Source organism: Pseudomonas sp. FBCC-B545 (assembly GCF_059134095.1).
Genome location: NZ_CP101441.1, coordinates 492,275 through 509,047, shown reverse-complemented (window position 1 = coordinate 509,047; position 16,773 = coordinate 492,275). Strand labels below are relative to the sequence as shown.

Below are 16,773 nucleotides of genomic sequence, written 5' to 3'. Positions count from 1 at the left end.
CCTGTTAGTGGGCGACGGCCGCAGCGCCGTGTTCGTCGATCAGCGCACCGTTGTGGAAACGGTCGATGGAAAAGGGGGCGGCCAGCGGGTGCATTTCACCCTTGGCCAGGCTTGCGGCAAATACGTTGCCTGAACCCGGGGTGGCCTTGAAGCCACCGGTGCCCCAGCCGCAGTTGAAGAACATGTTCGGTACCGGGGTCTTGGAGATGATCGGGCAGGCGTCCGGCGTGGTGTCGACGATGCCGCCCCACTGGCGGTTCATTCGCACTCGTGACAGCACCGGGAACATCTCGACGATGGCCTGAATGGTGTGCTCGATCACCGGGTACGAGCCGCGCTGGCCGTAGCCGTTGTAGCCGTCGATACCGGCGCCGATCACCAGGTCGCCCTTGTCGGACTGACTGATGTAACCGTGCACGGCGTTGGACATGATCACGCTATCGATAATCGGCTTGATCGGCTCCGACACCAAGGCTTGCAACGGATGTGATTCGATCGGCAGGCGGAAGCCGGCAAGCGAGGCCATGTGCCCTGAGTTACCGGCGGTGACCACACCGACGCGTTTGGCGCCGATAAAACCCTTGTTGGTTTCCACACCGATGCACACACCGTTTTCCTTGCGGAAACCAATCACTTCGGTCTGCTGGATCAAGTCCACGCCCAGGGCATCGGCGGCACGGGCGAAGCCCCAGGCCACGGCATCGTGACGGGCCACGCCGCCGCGCCGTTGCACGGTGGCGCCCAGGACGGGATAGCGGGTGTTTTTCGAGCAGTCCAGATACGGAATCTCATCCGCCACCTGCTTGGCATTCAGCAGCTCGCCGTCCACGCCGTTGAGGCGGTTGGCGCTGACGCGACGCTCGGAATCACGGATGTCTTGCAGGGTATGGCACAGGTTGTAGACGCCGCGCTGGGAGAACATCACGTTGTAGTTCAAGTCCTGGGACAAACCTTCCCAGAGCTTCATCGCGTGTTCATACAAATGCGCCGACTCGTCCCACAGGTAGTTGGACCGCACGATGGTGGTGTTGCGCGCGGTGTTACCACCGCCCAGCCAGCCCTTCTCGACCACGGCCACGTTGGTGATGCCGTGCTCCTTGGCCAGGTAGTAGGCGGTCGCCAGACCATGCCCGCCGCCGCCGACGATGACCACGTCGTAGACCTTTTTAGGCGTCGGCGTGCGCCACATTTTCTGCCAGTTTTCGTGATGGCTGAGGGAGTGCTTGAAGAGGCCGAAGCCTGAGTAGCGTTGCATAGTCATTACTCCAAAACCGCGCTCAGCGATAAACCGGGAAATCAGCGCACAGGGCAGACACATGCTTGGCCACGTTGGCCTCGACATCGGCGTCACCGAGGTTGTCGAGGATGTCGCAGATCCAGCCGGCCAACTCAATGCATTGCGGCACTTTGAAACCACGGGTGGTTACCGCCGGGGTGCCGATACGCAGGCCCGAGGTCACGAACGGCGATTGCGGGTCGTTCGGCACTGCGTTCTTGTTAACGGTGATGTGGGCGCGACCGAGGGCGGCGTCCGCCTCTTTACCGGTGAGGCCCTGGCGTATCAGGCTGACCAGGAACAGGTGGTTGTCGGTACCACCGGAGACTACGTCATACCCGCGCTTGATGAACACGCCGGCCATGGCCTGGGCATTGTCGATCACTTGTTGCTGGTAAGCCTTGAAACCGGGTTCCTGGGCTTCCTTGAAACACACCGCCTTGCCGGCGATCACGTGCATCAGCGGGCCACCCTGGGCACCAGGGAATACCGCGGCGTTGAGTTTCTTTTCGATCTCTTCGTTGGCCTTGGCCAGGATCAGGCCACCACGCGGACCGCGCAAGGTTTTGTGGGTGGTGGTGGTGACCACATCGGCGTAGGGCAGCGGGTTCGGGTACAGGCCGGCAGCGACCAGGCCGGCGACGTGAGCCATGTCGACGAACAGCAGCGCACCGACCTTGTCGGCGATGGCACGGAAACGTGGGAAATCCAGGGTCTTGGAATAGGCAGAGAACCCGGCCACCACCATCTTCGGCTTGTGCTCCACCGCCAGGCGCTCGACTTCGTCGTAGTCGATCAGGCCAGTGTCGGTGTTGATGCCGTATTGCACCGCGTTGTACAGCTTGCCCGAGGACGACACCTTGGCGCCGTGAGTCAGGTGACCGCCGTGGGCCAGGCTCATCCCAAGGATGGTGTCACCGGCGTTCAGCAGCGCCAGGTACACCGCACTGTTGGCCGAGGAGCCTGAGTGCGGTTGCACGTTGGCGTAATCGGCACCGAACAGTTGCTTGGCGCGTTCGATGGCCAGGGCCTCGACCTTGTCCACATGTTCGCAGCCGCCGTAGTAGCGTTTGCCAGGGTAGCCTTCGGCGTATTTGTTGGTCAGGCCGCTGCCCTGGGCTTGCATGACGCGCTTGCTGGTGTAGTTCTCCGACGCGATCAGCTCGATATGGTCTTCCTGACGCTGCTCTTCGGCATTCATCGCCGCCAACAGTGCGTCGTCATATCCCTGGATCTGGTCTTGTTTGCTGAACATCGCGTCTCTCCCAGCCTTTCGTATTGTTGAGGCCCGTGCAGGGCCCTTTGATGCGATGGTAGGGCTGGCGCAGACAGGCCAAATGCCTGCGCACGCCACGCAAAGGTGCGTTTACGACATTCCTTCAGAGACACAGAACAAATGTGGAATAGGGCTTGTGTGGGAGGGGGCTTGCTCCCGATAGCGGTGGGCCAGGCTCTATATGTGCAAGTGATACACCGCTATCGGGAGCAAGCGCCCTCTCACAAGGTTTAGGCGGTGATCTGACGGACGAGTAGCAACAGGAGGAAGTGCAGCGGATAGAGGGTGTAGGCCCAGCGGCGCATGGCTGGCGGTGAGGCGCTGCGGGCGTGTCGCAACAAGACCAATCCCGCCAATGGCGCAATCAGACATGCCGCCAGGCCCAGCAGCGCCACCGGCGTACCGCTATTGAGCAAAATCTGCCATTGATTAGCCGCTACGCACACTAGTCCCGGCAGCACGCTGAAATACCAGGGCCTGCGAAACACCAACAACATCGCCAGCGGCAGCAAAACACCAAAGAAACCGAACATCAACTGAGTTGAAAATACAGCCGCCATTGTAACGGCGATCAGCGCCAATCCTCGATCAACCAACGCCTTCTGCAGCCAACCTCGGGCAACCAACAGGCCCAGCGCCAGGGTCGGTAACACGTTCAATGTATCGGCATCATCGATAAACATTCGATACGGCACTTCGCTGATCACGCTAAACAGTAGCAACCAACCCAGGTAGCGCCAATGACCGGTCACCGGAGCGCTCCGGAGCCGATACACATTGGCCGCAATGGCCAGGCAAAACCATGGGAACGCCAGGCGCCCCGGCACATACAGGCCATCCAGGCTTAACCCGACGTAGCGCAGGTGGTCCAGCACCATGCTCAGCAACGCCAGCCACTTGAGCAAGTCCAATGCGCCATCGCGGACGCGTCCTACAGGAGCCGTTACAGTACCGTGCATAATTCCCCAGTGACTTTGCATTTACAGGGCGTGCGCCCTCCTCACAATCTTGGTTAAAGTGCGCACCAACATCGACCACAGGAATGGGCCATGACCGACAAGAGCCAACAATTTGCCAGTGACAACTATTCCGGCATCTGCCCGGAAGCCTGGGCCGCCATGGAACAAGCCAACCACGGCCATCAACGCGCCTACGGCGATGATGAATGGACCCACCGTGCCGCTGACGGTTTCCGCAATCTGTTCGAGACCGACTGCGAGGTATTCTTTGCCTTCAACGGTACGGCAGCCAACTCCCTGGCGCTCTCCTCGCTGTGCCAGAGCTACCATAGCGTGATTTGCTCGGAAACCGCCCACGTCGAAACCGACGAATGCGGCGCGCCAGAGTTCTTCTCCAACGGTTCCAAGCTGCTCACCGCCCGCACTGAAAACGGCAAGCTGACTCCGGAATCGATCCGCGAGATCGCCCTCAAGCGCCAGGACATCCACTACCCCAAGCCGCGCGTGGTCACCCTGACCCAGGCCACCGAAGTCGGCAGCGTCTACACCCCGGAAGAAATCCGCGCCATCAGCGCCACCTGCAAGGAACTGGGCCTGAACCTGCACATGGACGGCGCGCGCTTCTCCAACGCCTGTGCGTTCCTCGGTTGCTCACCGGCTGACCTGACCTGGAAAGCCGGTGTGGACGTGCTGTGCTTTGGCGGTACCAAGAACGGCATGGCGGTAGGTGAAGCGATCCTGTTCTTCAACCATAAGCTGGCTGAAGACTTCGATTACCGCTGCAAGCAGGCTGGCCAGCTGGCGTCGAAGATGCGCTTTCTGTCGGCCCCCTGGGTGGGCCTGCTGGAAAACGATGCCTGGCTCAAGCATGCACGCCATGCCAATCACTGTGCGCAACTGCTGAGCAGCCTGGTATCAGACATCCCCGGCGTGGAACTGATGTTCCCGGTACAGGCCAACGGCGTGTTCCTGCAGCTCTCGGAACCGGCCATTGCGGCGTTGACGGCCAAGGGCTGGCGCTTCTACACCTTCATCGGCAAAGGTGGTGCGCGCTTCATGTGTGCGTGGGATACCGAGGAGGAGCGTGTAAGAGAATTGGCTGCGGATATTCGGACAGTGATGGGGGCCTGAAGCTAACGAATACTGGCGGAGTGCCGAGACTGTTTTTTGATATTTCTGACAGGCACGCAGTTGGATTTTATTGTCTAGCCTCTTGTTACCCGCAAGGAAAAGCCGCTGCAGAGGCCGCCTTACGGGGACAACTGCCTGCCGAACAATCGGCCGGAAACGGAAATCCAGCAGAGAGCCAAACCATGGAATATCAAAGCAACAGCAACACTCTTCAGAGCGATGGCACTATCAGCACCACGGTGATTGATTGGGATGAGTTCAGGAAGTACGCCAAAGTCGGGGACACCATCCGTGAACCCTCGAGGACGCTGAGGATCTACGACAAAGTCTATGAATTGACAGCATCAGGCCAACACTTCGTGGTTCATATCTACGCTCAATAATCATTAACCCTGATTGTTCCCACGCTCAGCGTGGGAACAATCAACTGTCTTAAAACTCGATGCGCACATCCCCCTTCGGCACACTGCAGCACGACAGGATATAGCCCTCAGCTTCGTCTTCCTCGGTGATCCCGCCGTTGTGCTCCATCTCCACCTCGCCGCCCAGCTTCATCACCTTGCATGTCCCGCAGATGCCCATGCCACAGGCCTTGGGAATCAGCAGGCCGAGCTTGGCGGCCGCGGCGTGCACCGTTTCACCCGGTGCCACACGGATGCTCTTGCCGGAGGCAATGAACTCCACCTGGTGAAGATCCGCCAAGTCGATCTCCGGCGCATCCGCCGCTTGCTCGGCTTGCTCCACTGCATCGGCCCGCGCTTCCGGCGGGGTCGCGCCAAAGGACTCTTCGTGATAGCGCGCCATATCGAAACCAGCGGCTTCGAGCAGGCGCTTCACCGCGCTCATGTAGGGCGTCGGGCCGCAGCAGAACACTTCGCGCTCGAGGAAGTCCGGCACCATCAGTTCCAGCATCTTGTGGTTCAGGTAACCACGGTACCCGGCCCAAGGCTCTCCCAGACCATGCTTTTCGCAGATCAGATGCAGACTGAAGTTGTCGATCCGCGACGCCATATGTTCCAGCTCGCGGTGGTAGATGATGTCCTTGGGCGAGCGGGCGCTGTGAACAAAGGTCATGTCGACATTCGCGTTGGTGTCGTAGAACCAACGGGCCATGGACATGACTGGGGTGATACCGACGCCGCCGCTGAGGTACAGCACTTTCGGGCTGGGAAAGTCGATGGCATTGAACAGCCCCACCGGGCCGTGCACCGCCAGCTCCTGCCCTTCATGCAGCGTGTCGTGCAGCCAGTTGGAGACCTTGCCGCCCGGTACGCGCTTGATGGTCACCGAAAAGCTGTAGGGCACCGAGGGCGAACTGGAAATCGTGTACGAGCGCATGATCGGCTGGCCTTCGATCTCCAGCTCCAGGGTGACGAATTGCCCGGGCTTGAAAAAGAACAGGATCGGCTGGTCAGCCATGAAGCAGAAGGTGCGCACGTCCCAGGTTTCCTGGATGACTTTGACGCAACGGACGATGTGTCGACCATTGGCCCAGGTCTGGGTGGTTACCGGATTCAGGAAATTGCTAGACATGTTGTTCTCCACCGCCGACGTCGGCCTTATGGTGGCGATTCTGCGTAACGCCGGGGCCACCCATTTACCTATCTGCGACATTCACATACTTACGGCGACCAGCCCCCAACTACCGGGGGTTGCGCGTCGGGATCAGATTGGGCCATGTCGCCCACGGATAAGGTTCGACGCAACGCCGGGCCCACACTCGCTCCCAACAAAGACGCTTTCTTTACGCCTTGCAACGCAACAACCGTAGCCACTTATCCCGGCCACACAGAATGGCCACGAGGACACATACGATGGACGTCACCGCAACCTTAAGCTTGGGCGATCCGCTGGAACCCGCACGCAAGGCCACCGCGCAAATGCTGCACGAGCGCGAGCGCACCTTTTCACTGCCGCAGCCGTTTTACTCTGATGAGCGGTTGTTTGATATCGACATGCAGGAGATCTTCCAGAAAGAGTGGTTGATCGCCGGCATGACCTGCGAAATCCCTACCAAGGGCAACTACCTGACCCTGCAAGTGGGCAAGAACCCGATCATCGTGATCCGTGGCGCCGACGGTGTGGTGCATGCGTTCCACAACGTCTGCCGCCACCGTGGCTCACGCTTGTGCACCAGCGACAAGGGCAAGGTCGCCAAGCTGGTCTGCCATTACCACCAGTGGACCTACGAGCTGGACGGCCGCCTGCTGTTCGCCGGCACCGAGATGGGCGCCGATTTCGATATGAAGCAGTACGGCCTCAAGCCGGTGAACGTGAAGACTGCCGGCGGCTACATCTTTATCAGCCTGGCCGAGAACCCGCCGGCCATCGATGACTTTCTGTCGACCCTGAATCACTACATGGAACCCTACGACATGGAAAACACCAAGGTGGCGATCCAGACCACCTTGTTCGAAAAGGCCAACTGGAAACTGGTGCTGGAAAACAACCGCGAGTGCTACCACTGCAACGCGTCGCACCCCGAACTGCTGAAAACCCTGCTGGAGTGGGACGACGTCACCGACCCTCGCGCCGACCAAGCTTTCAAGGACCATGTGGCCGCTTCCGCCGCCGCCTGGGATGCCGAGAAGATTCCTTACGCCCACGCCAGTTTCGGCCTGCGCAACCGTATCGTGCGCATGCCGTTGCTCAAGGGCACCGTGTCCATGACGCTCGACGGCAAACAGGGCTGCGCCAAGCTCATGGGCCGTATCAAGAACCCGGACTTGGGATCGATGCGCATCCTGCACCTGCCCCACTCCTGGAACCACTGCATGGGCGATCACATCATTGTGTTCACCGTGTGGCCGATCAGCGCCCAGGAAACCATGGTCACTACCAAGTGGATCGTGCACAAGGACGCCGTGGAAGGCGTGGACTACGACGTGGAGCGCATGCGCCAGGTGTGGGACGCCACCAACGACCAGGACCGTCGGCTGGCCGAAGAGAACCAACGCGGCATCAACTCCACCGCTTACCAGCCTGGCCCATACTCCAAGACCTATGAGTTTGGCGTGGTGAATTTTGTGGATTGGTACAGCGAGCGCATGTTGAACAACCTGGGCGCCGCTCCAGCGCCGTACCTCAAAGGTGTGGCAGCACACGAGTAACTGACACGCCGTAGATCAAATGTGGGAGGGAGCTTGCCCCCTCTCACATTAAAATCCGAGCCGTTCAAAATTTGACCAACAATAGCCAAGCCCTCTGCGGTTGGGGCCTCCAGCGTTCGCCCAACAACTTATCCACAGAGGCACCCACAGCTATTGTGGGCAAGTGCCTGGTGCAGCCCAAATTAAATCAAGAAAATCCGTGACTTATTCATTTTTCCGAGTTCACACAACACCTGATCACTTATTGATCAACCCTTTGAAACCATTGATCCACGTGGCTTTCAGAGGTACGCGAACACCTTATCCACAGAACCACCAACAGACTTTGGGGGCAACTTTCGCAGTGCTGTGGAAAACCATGCCAAAGCCTCATGAATTGGGCTGTCCAGCGTTTTCAGTGGGCAAAAAAGCGCATCTGGTTAAATTTCGACCATCTCAGCCAAGCCCTTGTTATATAAGGCCTGTAGCCAACAACGAACATCTTACCCACAGCCAGGCTCACAGCGTTTGTGGGTAAAAATTATTGCTCGATGCGTTGTACAAAACGCCCTCTGTCTCGCAGCTCATCTACACTCATTGGGCAGCCATTGAACCAATGGCGCAGGAGTTGGTGCACACATCGATCGTTCCAGCAGTTCGGAACTTACCTATCTGAATTGAAGGAGCGCGAGCATGAATATACTCACGAAAAAACTTGGCACATGGGCGCTGGCAGCAATGTCTCTGCTACCGCTTGTAGGGTGGACGCACGGGGCGCTGGACATTCCGCCGTCACGCGCAGTGAACTGCCAGGCAACCGGGGGCTACTGGCAATCCGAGGATGGCTCCTCCATCGTCGACAGGGGTTGCCGAGAATCCGCCAGGATATTCAACACCCCCGCCGGAAAAGTATTTGCAGCCCAACAATGGAATGAAGTCGCTCATATTCCTGGCATCAACAATCCCTCGCTGGATCAGATCAAGGCCGTGATCAAGGATGGACTGATCTGTTCTGCGAATGACCCTAGAAAAGCCAGCCTGGACCAACCTACGCCCTACTGGACCAAGGCGGATGTCATTCCCGGCCATTCATTGACCATGCGTCTGATCGGTACGGCTCCCCACGTGCCCAGCAAGTTTTATGCTTTTGTCAGCAGGGCCGGCTTCAATACGGCCACTGACACGCTGAAATGGAGCGATCTGGTGCAGTTGGGCCAGGTCGAGACGTTCACTGTCGCCAGGACAGACTGGCAGACGCCACCCAAGATAGCGGGGGCAGCAGGTTTCTTCGAAATTACCAGAACGATTCCAACGGGCCTATCGGGTAACGGCCTGATCGTCGGTATTTGGGTAAGGAATGACCCGAATGGAGAGTTTTTCATCTCGTGTGCGGATGTGAGTTTCCAGGGAGGAAGCATACCCGAGCAATTTCACAATATCGGCACGTTTATCGCCGCCGAGATGCAGACCCTGAAGCCAGGCGACTCCGTACACTTCCGCATCTTTGATAACAAAGGGGAGAGAAAGGAGCTGGTGGATATCACCCATAAGATCACCACGGCTAATTTAGCGCCCGCCAAATGGGGCAAGGAAATAGCCGATAAAGTCGATCCTGCCATTGCCAGAATTGGCGAGCGACATGGCCAGGATATCGTGTTCAACCAGCAAAACCCGCTGATCAACGCGACGTTTGCCACGGTAAAAGATTACAGCCAGGCGATGTCGATTATTGCCGGGCAAGATCCAGGCCCGGTGGATCCGGCGCCACCGGTGGCACGCATCACCGGCCCGACATCCCTGAAATCGGGGCAAGCCTTTACGTTCAGCGGTACGCAATCGACTGGCGCCAACGGCCCTGTGCGTTATGAGTGGGCAGTTCCGGGCATGACTGGCGCAGAAGACGCCGCGACCGTCAGCGGCAAAGCCCAGATGGTTTCCGAACCGACACCGCTCAAGGCAAGGCTGACGGTTAAAGACCAGGAAAATGGCAAAACCGACACGGCTGAATTTGGCTTTACCGTTCTCCCCGCAGACCCTGGACAGTACCCGCCCTATGTGCCGGAAGGTCTACACGAAGCGGGCAAAACCTACTCCCATCAGGGTAAAAATTATAAGTGCAAACACGCCCCGTGGTGCTCAGGGTCGCCACGATATTACGAGCCCGGCGCGGGCCTGGCTTGGCAAGAGGCGTGGGACGAGCAATAAGACACGTATCCCCGCCTCACTACGCCGCACAGACCGTGCGGCGTTTTTTTGCCCTGTATCACTTGAATGCGGCACCTGCGTTCCCCCCACTGCTCAGCGAACCACGCCCTCCTCAAGCAATAATTGGAGAATCGCCTGGGCGCCCTCTTCAGCGCTGACGCCCTTGAGCACTCGTCCGCCGCCACCGCTGGCCTTGGCCGTGGCTGCCTTCATGCGGTCGGCGCCGCTCTTGGCCTTGATAACCTTGAGCCGCTTGGGTCGCGGCTTGGCTGGTTGCAGCTGCGCCCCTGTGAATAACTCATCCTGTTCGATCTCGACTTCATGGGCCGCCAGCTCCCCGCGCTGCGCCGGGCCGTAGGCGCTTTGGCGTGGTTTGGGTGCGGCGTTATCCACTGTCGCGAGAAATGGCAGGCGCACCTTCAGGCGGCGCCGCTGGCCACGGGGCAACGCTTGCAGCACATGCGCCACGCCAGCCTCGATGGATTCCACCTGGGCCAACCCTACAATCAGCGGCCAACCCAATTGTTCGGCCAACAGGAACGGCAGCATGCCCGAGCCTTCACCGGTTTCGGCCTGGCTGCCGGTGAGTACCACTTGGGCACCGGCATCGCGCAGATACTCACTGAGTATCGGCAAGGCATCGGAGCCTGGCGGTTGCTCCAGTACCTGCAGTTGCGCCAGGCCCATGCCCAGGTAGCTGCGCAGGGTCGGTTCAGCGATGTTGCCGGCGTGCAGCACCTGCAACTTATCCCCAGCCATTTGCAGGCCCAGCTCGACGGCACGCGCATCCTGCTCCGCACGGCGCGGACGCCCGGAAGTGGGGTGGGCGCCGATGGATACCAGGCTGATAACATTGCTTGTCATGGTCATGTCCCTAAGCTGCATCGCGCTTGGCGCCGTTGCGGTAGGCCTCGACCGCATCGATCAAGGCTTGCAGAATCGCGGCGCTCTCGCCGATTACCGACAGGTCGGCACGCTTGATCATGTCGCAACCCGGGTCGAGGTTGATTGCCACCACCTTGTCGCAGGTACCGATGCCTTGCAGGTGCTGGATCGCCCCGGAGATACCCACGGCCACATACACCCTTGCCGTGACCCAGGTGCCGCTGGCACCGACCTGCCGATCACGCGCCATGAAGCCATCATCCACTGCCACCCGCGAGGCGCCTTCGGTGGCGCCCAGGGCCGCGGCGGTCTGGTGGAACAGCGCCCAGTCCTTCACGCCGTTACCGCCGGAGAAAATGAACTCGGCCTCGGCCATCGGAATCGCCGCCGGGTCCACCGCTACCGCGCCGAGATCTTCGATGCGTGGCAGGCTGCGCGCCAGGCTTGTGGATAACTCCACGGGCAACACTTCATGGCGAGTATCGCTGACCGGGTCGGCACATTCGGCAGCAGCCAGAATCAGGCGTGGCAGTGGTCGGGCCAAGTCTTCCTGACCTGCGCCGGCACGGCCGATGCAGGTCTGATCCTTGATTTGCCACACCCGCGTGGCGGGGCGTTCCTTGAGGCTGGCGGCAAAGCGCCGGCCCAACTCGCCACCGCCACTGCGGCTGTCCGGCAGCAGCCAATGACGCGGGTTGAACTGGTTATCCACAGCACGCAGCCCCTGCACACGTTGCTCGGGTGAGTAACCGTCGAATTCATGGCCCTCCAACACCAGCAGGCGGTCGACACCGGCGGTGGAAAATCCAGCTTCCTTGGGTTCGCCGAATACCACCGCCAGTACTGCGCCGTCGCTGCCGGCCAGTTGTCGCGCCAGGCCGAGCAAGTCACGGTCGTGGCTGCTCAGGCGGCCACCGACCATGTCCGGCACCACGTTGACGTAGAACGCAGGCGCTTGCACCTGATGCAGTGGCAATTGCACTTCCACTGCTGCCGTGCGCTTGGCCGCACCACCCTGCTGGGCGCCGCTGCGGTCGATACGCTTGATGCCGTTGGGGCCGATAAAACCGACGCCATGCACATTCTTGCGGATGATCCCGTTAGGGCCCATCCAACTGTGTTGTACCGGCTGCATGGCCGCATGCAGCGGGTGCAGGCGGTTACGGGCGATCCATTCGGCCCGTGGGTCGCGGCGGATAATGTCGCTCATCAGTGCACCTCCGCAGGTTCACGTTTGATCGGGGTCTTGACCGGTGCCGGGTCCTCAAGCAAAGCGTCGGCCACCAGCTCCGCGATGTCTTTGATCAATGGGCGTGGTTCGACCACGCCCTCAAGCATCGCCGTACATTGCGGGCAACCTACAGCCACCAGCTCGGCACCGGTTTCGCGGATGTCATCCATGCGCATATCCGGGATACGTTGCTTGCCGGGAATATCGGTGATCGGCGCGCCGCCACCGCCACCGCAGCAGCGCGAACGGAAGCCCGAACGTTGCATTTCCTTGACCTCGATCCCCAACGCCCGCAGCACTTGGCGCGGTGCCTCGTATTCGCCGTTGTAGCGGCCCAGGTAGCAAGGGTCGTGGTAGGTCACGCTATTGCCCTTGTGCTGGCCCAGGTTCAGCGCGCCGTCGCCGATCAGTTCGGCCATGAAAGTGCTGTGGTGTTGCACGAGATAATTGCCGTTGAACGCACCGTACTCGTTTTTCAGCACATGGAAACTGTGGGGGTCACAGGTGACGATGCGCTTGAAGCTGTACTTGGCCAGGGTCTGGATATTGCGCGTAGCCAACAGCTGGAACGTGGCTTCATCGCCCAGGCGCCGCGCAACGTCGCCGCTGTCGCGCTCCTCCAGGCCGAGTACCGCGAAGTCAACCTTGGCGGCTTTCAGCACTTTGACGAATGCGCGCAGGGTTCGTTGGTTGCGCATGTCGAAGGCACCGTCACCGACCCAGAACAGCACTTCGCAGCTGCCGTTGTCGCTGAGCAGCGGCAGGTTCAAGTCCGCGGCCCAGTTCAGGCGGCCGCCAGGTGCGAAGCCGCCTGGGTTATCGGTGGCGATCAGGTTTTCCAGGACTTCGGCGCCCTTGTTCGGCGTGGCGCCTTTTTCCAGGGTCAGGTGACGGCGCATGTCGACGATGGCATCCACGTGCTCGATCATCATCGGGCACTCTTCCACGCAGGCGCGGCAGGTGGTGCACGACCACAACGTCTCGGCGTCCACCAGGCCGTTGACGATCGGTTGATGAGGATTGCCGCCATGCTCGCCTATGGGTTTGCCCGGATACGGGCTGCCGGCGAACTTGGCATCGGTGCCGCCGGCCAGGCCGACCACCATGTCCTGGATCAGCTTTTTCGGGTTCAGCGGCTGGCCGGCAGCAAAGGCCGGGCACGCCGCTTCGCATTTGCCGCACTGTACGCAGGCGTCGAAACCAAGCAGTTGGTTCCAGGTGAAATCCTTGGGTTTTTCCACACCCAGCGGTGCAGATTTATCGCTGAGATCCAGGGGTTTCAACCCCGTGGAGCGGCCACCGCCAAAGCGCTCGGCGCGACGGTGCCAGGCCAGGTGCAGGGCACCGGCGAAGGCGTGCTTCATTGGCCCGCCCCAGGTCATGCCAAAAAACATCTCGGACACGCCCCACAGCACGCCCACGCTCAATAGCGCAGCGAGCAGCCAACCGCCGAAGTCCGCTGGCAGGATCCCGGCCACCGGCAAGGTCACCAGGAAGAAGCTCACCGAGAAAGCCATCAGGCTTTTCGGCAGGCGCATCCACGGGCCCTTGGACAGGCGCGCCGGCGGATTGCGACGACGCAGGTAGACGAAGGTGGCGCCAACGAACATCAGCACCGAGGCCAGCAGCAGGGCATAGCCGAGGATACGGTTATGCAGGCCAAAGCCATGTACGAGAATGGCCAGCAGTGCCGACAGCACAAAGCCCAGCGCCGTGGCGACGTGGGTGTTGGCGATGTATTTGTCGCGGGCGACCACGTGGTGCAAGTCGACCATGTAGCGCTTGGGCATGGCCAGCAGGCCGCCGAGCAAGTCGACTTTGGATGCACGGCCACGACGCCACATGTTCATGCGGCGCAGGGCGCCAAGGACCGCAAGGCCCAGGGCAGCAAACAAGAGGATTGGCAGCAAGGTGTTCAACATGATGAAGCTCCCACAGACCACACAGGTCTACTGTGAAACTGGCCTTGAATGTGGGAGGGGGCTTGCTCCCGATGGCGGAGTGTCAGTTGATACTGTTGTAGCTGACCCATCGCTATCGGGAGCAAGCCCCCTCCCACATTTGGACCCAGTCCCACATTGGTTCGGTGTCGGGTCAGAAATCCTTGCACAGGCGCAGGGCGTCATAGATCGCAGCGTGGGTATTACGCTGCGCCACACAGTCACCGATGCGGAACAGCAAGTACCCCTCGCCCGCCTCGCTCAGGCACGGCTGCGGCTTGATCGCGAACAGGGCTTCGACGTCGATCTGGCCCTTGTTGCGCGACCCTTCCTTGAGCCCGTAGTAGATGGCTTCGTCCGGACGTACGCCGTTCTCCACCACCACCTGGTCGACCACCCGTTCCTCTTTGGCGCCGGTGTATTCGTTCTCCAGCACAGCCACCAGCTTGTCGCCCTCGCGATAGACCTTTTCCAGCATCATGTCGCCGGTCATGATCACTTCCTTGGGGTACATGCTGCGGTAGTAAGTCGGGAACGACGTACCGCCAACTGCCACGCCGGGTTTGATGTCATCGGTGACGATTTCCACCTGGCAACCTTTGTCGGCCAGGAAGTCGGCCACCGACATGCCGGTGAATTCACAGATGGTGTCGTACACCAGCACGTTCTTGCCTGGCGCGACTTTGCCATCGAGTACATCCCAACTGCTCACCACCAAACCTTCGGCGGCGCCCCAGTGTTCGTTCTGCTCGATGAACGGATGCCCGCCGACAGCCAGCACTACTACATCCGGACGCAGGTCCAGGATGGTCTCGGCATCCGCCGCCACGCCCAGGCGCAGGTCGACTTTCAAGCGCGCCAGCTCCAGTTGGTACCAACGAGTGATACCGGCGATCTGGTCGCGTTGCGGGGCTTTCGAGGCAGTGGTGATCTGCCCGCCGATAAATTCCTTCTTCTCCAACAGGGTCACATCGTGGCCACGTTCGGCGGCGACCCGCGCAGCTTCCATCCCGGCCGGGCCGGCACCGACCACCACGACTTTGCGTTTGGGTCCGGTGGATTTTTCGATGATGTGCGGCACGCCCATGTATTCACGGGACGTCGCGGCGTTCTGGATGCACAGCACATCCAGGCCCTGGTACTGGCGATCGATGCAATAGTTGGCGCCGACGCACTGCTTGATCTGGTCGATCTGGCCCATCTTGATCTTGGCGATCAGGTGCGGGTCGGCGATGTGCGCACGGGTCATACCGACCATGTCCACATAGCCGCCTTCCAGAATGCGCGTGGCCTGGTTTGGGTCCTTGATGTTCTGCGCGTGCAGCACCGGAACCTTGACCACTTCCTTGATACCGGCGGCCAGGTGCAGGAATGGCTCCGGTGGATAACTCATGTTGGGAATCACGTTGGCCAAGGTGTTGTGGGTGTCGCAACCCGAGCCCACTACGCCGATGAAATCGAGCATGCCGGTGTCGTCGTAATACTTGGCGATCTGCTTCATGTCCTCATGGGACAGGCCGTCCGGATGGAACTCGTCACCGCACAGGCGCATACCCACGCAGAAGTCATCACCGACTTCTGCACGCACGGCTTTCAAGACTTCCAGGCCGAACTTCATGCGCCCTTCGAAGCTACCGCCCCATTCATCGGTACGCTTGTTGACCCGCGGGCTCCAGAATTGGTCGATCATGTGCTGGTGCACCGCAGACAATTCCACACCGTCCAGGCCACCGGCCTTGGCACGCCGCGCAGCCTGGGCGTAGTTGCCGATCACGCGCCAGATTTCTTCCGGTTCGATGGTCTTGCAGGTGGCACGGTGCACCGGCTCACGTACGCCGGATGGCGACATCAGGGTCGGCCAGTTGAAGCCGTCCCAACGCGAGCGACGGCCCATGTGGGTAATCTGGATCATGATCTTGGCGCCATGCTTGTGCATGGCGTCGGCCAGGTTCTGAAAGTGCGGGATGATGCGGTCGGTAGCCAGGTTCACCGAGCTCCACCACTCCTGGGGGCTGTCGATGGCCACCACCGAGGAACCGCCGCAGATCGCCAGGCCGATACCGCCCTTGGCTTTTTCTTCGTAGTACTTCACATAGCGGTCGGTGGTCATGCCGCCGTCGGTGGCATACACCTCGGCGTGGGCGGTACTGAGCACGCGGTTGCGGATGGTCAGTTTGCCGATCTGGATCGGCGCGAACATTGCTTCGAAAGCCATGGCAGGGTTCCTCGACTTACAACGGCTTGACGGTGAACAGCCCGTCGTCATGGCCCTCTTCGGAGCCTCCATAGACTTGTTCGGCCACGGTGCGGATGTTGCTGCCGCGCGCTTGCAGAATCTGGTCCATGGCACCGGCAAACCAGCCGGTGAACATGTAGTCCACCTTGCGCCCGACCTTGCCGTACACATAGACAAACGCCGAGTGCTCCAGCTTGACGCTGGCGGTGCCTTTATCCAGGTCGATATCCTGGATCTTGAACAGGCCCCAGCCGCGTTGCGACAGGCGCTTCATGTAGTGCTCGAACACCGCGACACCTTCCAGGCCGTGGCATTCGGCTTCTTTTTCACACCAGTGCCAGGCGGATTTGTAGCCGGCCTTATAAAGGATTTCGGCATAGGCGTCGGCGCCCAGTACTTCTTCGATACCCATGTGGTTATTGACGAAGAAATGCCGCGGCACGTACAGCATTGGCAGGGCGTCGGAGGTCCAGACACCGGTTTCGCTGTCGACTTCAATAGGCAATTGCGGGGCGATCTTGGCCATGGAAACTTAACTCCAGAAA

Annotated in this window: 13 protein-coding genes; 4 read left to right on the top strand and 9 right to left on the bottom strand. The window is 60.2% G+C overall.

The features are described from left to right. Positions 1-4 precede the first annotated feature (4 nt). The 3 genes from NMB39_RS02340 to NMB39_RS02330 all read right to left on the bottom strand — a co-directional run bounded on the left by NMB39_RS02340 (position 5) and on the right by NMB39_RS02330 (position 3,511). Complete coding sequence (locus NMB39_RS02340; RefSeq protein ID WP_010207084.1) at positions 5-1,255, bottom strand: sarcosine oxidase subunit beta; 1,251 nt, start codon at positions 1,253-1,255, stop codon at positions 5-7. Positions 1,256-1,277: 22 nt separating this feature from the next. Beyond that, entirely contained in the window at positions 1,278-2,531 is a 1,254-nt protein-coding gene (glyA, locus tag NMB39_RS02335) for a serine hydroxymethyltransferase (protein ID WP_046069843.1), read from the bottom strand. Between the two features lie 251 nt (positions 2,532-2,782). Next, entirely contained in the window at positions 2,783-3,511 is a 729-nt protein-coding gene (locus tag NMB39_RS02330; protein WP_494339652.1) for a TraX family protein, read from the bottom strand. A gap of 90 nt (positions 3,512-3,601) precedes the next feature. On the opposite strand from NMB39_RS02330, the gene NMB39_RS02325 reads away from it, so the two are divergent. Further along, complete coding sequence (locus tag NMB39_RS02325) at positions 3,602-4,642, top strand: threonine aldolase family protein (protein WP_046069845.1); 1,041 nt, start codon at positions 3,602-3,604, stop codon at positions 4,640-4,642. Between the two features lie 182 nt (positions 4,643-4,824). Beyond that, complete coding sequence (locus NMB39_RS02320; protein WP_367235711.1) at positions 4,825-5,025, top strand: hypothetical protein; 201 nt, start codon at positions 4,825-4,827, stop codon at positions 5,023-5,025. Between the two features lie 49 nt (positions 5,026-5,074). On the opposite strand, the gene gbcB is transcribed toward NMB39_RS02320, so the two are convergent. Then, a complete protein-coding gene (gene gbcB, locus NMB39_RS02315; protein WP_043046144.1) occupies positions 5,075-6,175 on the bottom strand; it encodes a glycine betaine monooxygenase reductase subunit in 1,101 nt (366 codons plus the stop codon). 281 nt (positions 6,176-6,456) lie between these two features. Here gbcB and gbca point away from each other — a divergent pair, with 281 nt between their 5' ends. Together gbca and NMB39_RS02305 are read left to right on the top strand one after the other, a co-directional pair. Beyond that, on the top strand, positions 6,457-7,752 hold the full coding sequence (gene gbca / locus NMB39_RS02310; RefSeq protein ID WP_057022900.1) for a glycine betaine monooxygenase oxygenase subunit: 1,296 nt from the start codon (positions 6,457-6,459) through the stop codon (positions 7,750-7,752). A 672-nt stretch (positions 7,753-8,424) separates the two neighbouring features. Then, positions 8,425-9,936, top strand: a complete 1,512-nt coding sequence (locus tag NMB39_RS02305; protein ID WP_057022899.1) for a lytic polysaccharide monooxygenase — start codon at positions 8,425-8,427, stop codon at positions 9,934-9,936. A 93-nt stretch (positions 9,937-10,029) separates the two neighbouring features. On the opposite strand, the gene etfB is transcribed toward NMB39_RS02305, so the two are convergent. The 5 genes from etfB to NMB39_RS02280 form a co-directional block, all read right to left on the bottom strand. Continuing rightward, on the bottom strand, positions 10,030-10,800 hold the full coding sequence (gene etfB, locus NMB39_RS02300; protein WP_057022898.1) for an electron transfer flavoprotein subunit beta: 771 nt from the start codon (positions 10,798-10,800) through the stop codon (positions 10,030-10,032). 10 nt (positions 10,801-10,810) lie between these two features. Further along, positions 10,811-12,031, bottom strand: a complete 1,221-nt coding sequence (gene etfA / locus NMB39_RS02295) for an electron transfer flavoprotein subunit alpha (RefSeq protein ID WP_367235710.1) — start codon at positions 12,029-12,031, stop codon at positions 10,811-10,813. Then, positions 12,031-13,974: a dimethylglycine demethylation protein DgcB gene (dgcB, locus tag NMB39_RS02290; RefSeq protein ID WP_046069853.1), complete on the bottom strand. Its 1,944-nt coding sequence runs from the start codon at positions 13,972-13,974 to the stop codon at positions 12,031-12,033. Before dgcB ends, etfA begins: the two co-directional genes overlap by 1 nt. Positions 13,975-14,146: 172 nt before the next feature. After that, on the bottom strand, positions 14,147-16,207 hold the full coding sequence (gene dgcA, locus NMB39_RS02285; RefSeq protein ID WP_124402142.1) for a dimethylglycine demethylation protein DgcA: 2,061 nt from the start codon (positions 16,205-16,207) through the stop codon (positions 14,147-14,149). A gap of 16 nt (positions 16,208-16,223) precedes the next feature. Next, positions 16,224-16,754, bottom strand: a complete 531-nt coding sequence (locus NMB39_RS02280) for a DUF5943 domain-containing protein (RefSeq protein WP_003194877.1) — start codon at positions 16,752-16,754, stop codon at positions 16,224-16,226. Positions 16,755-16,773 lie beyond the last annotated feature (19 nt).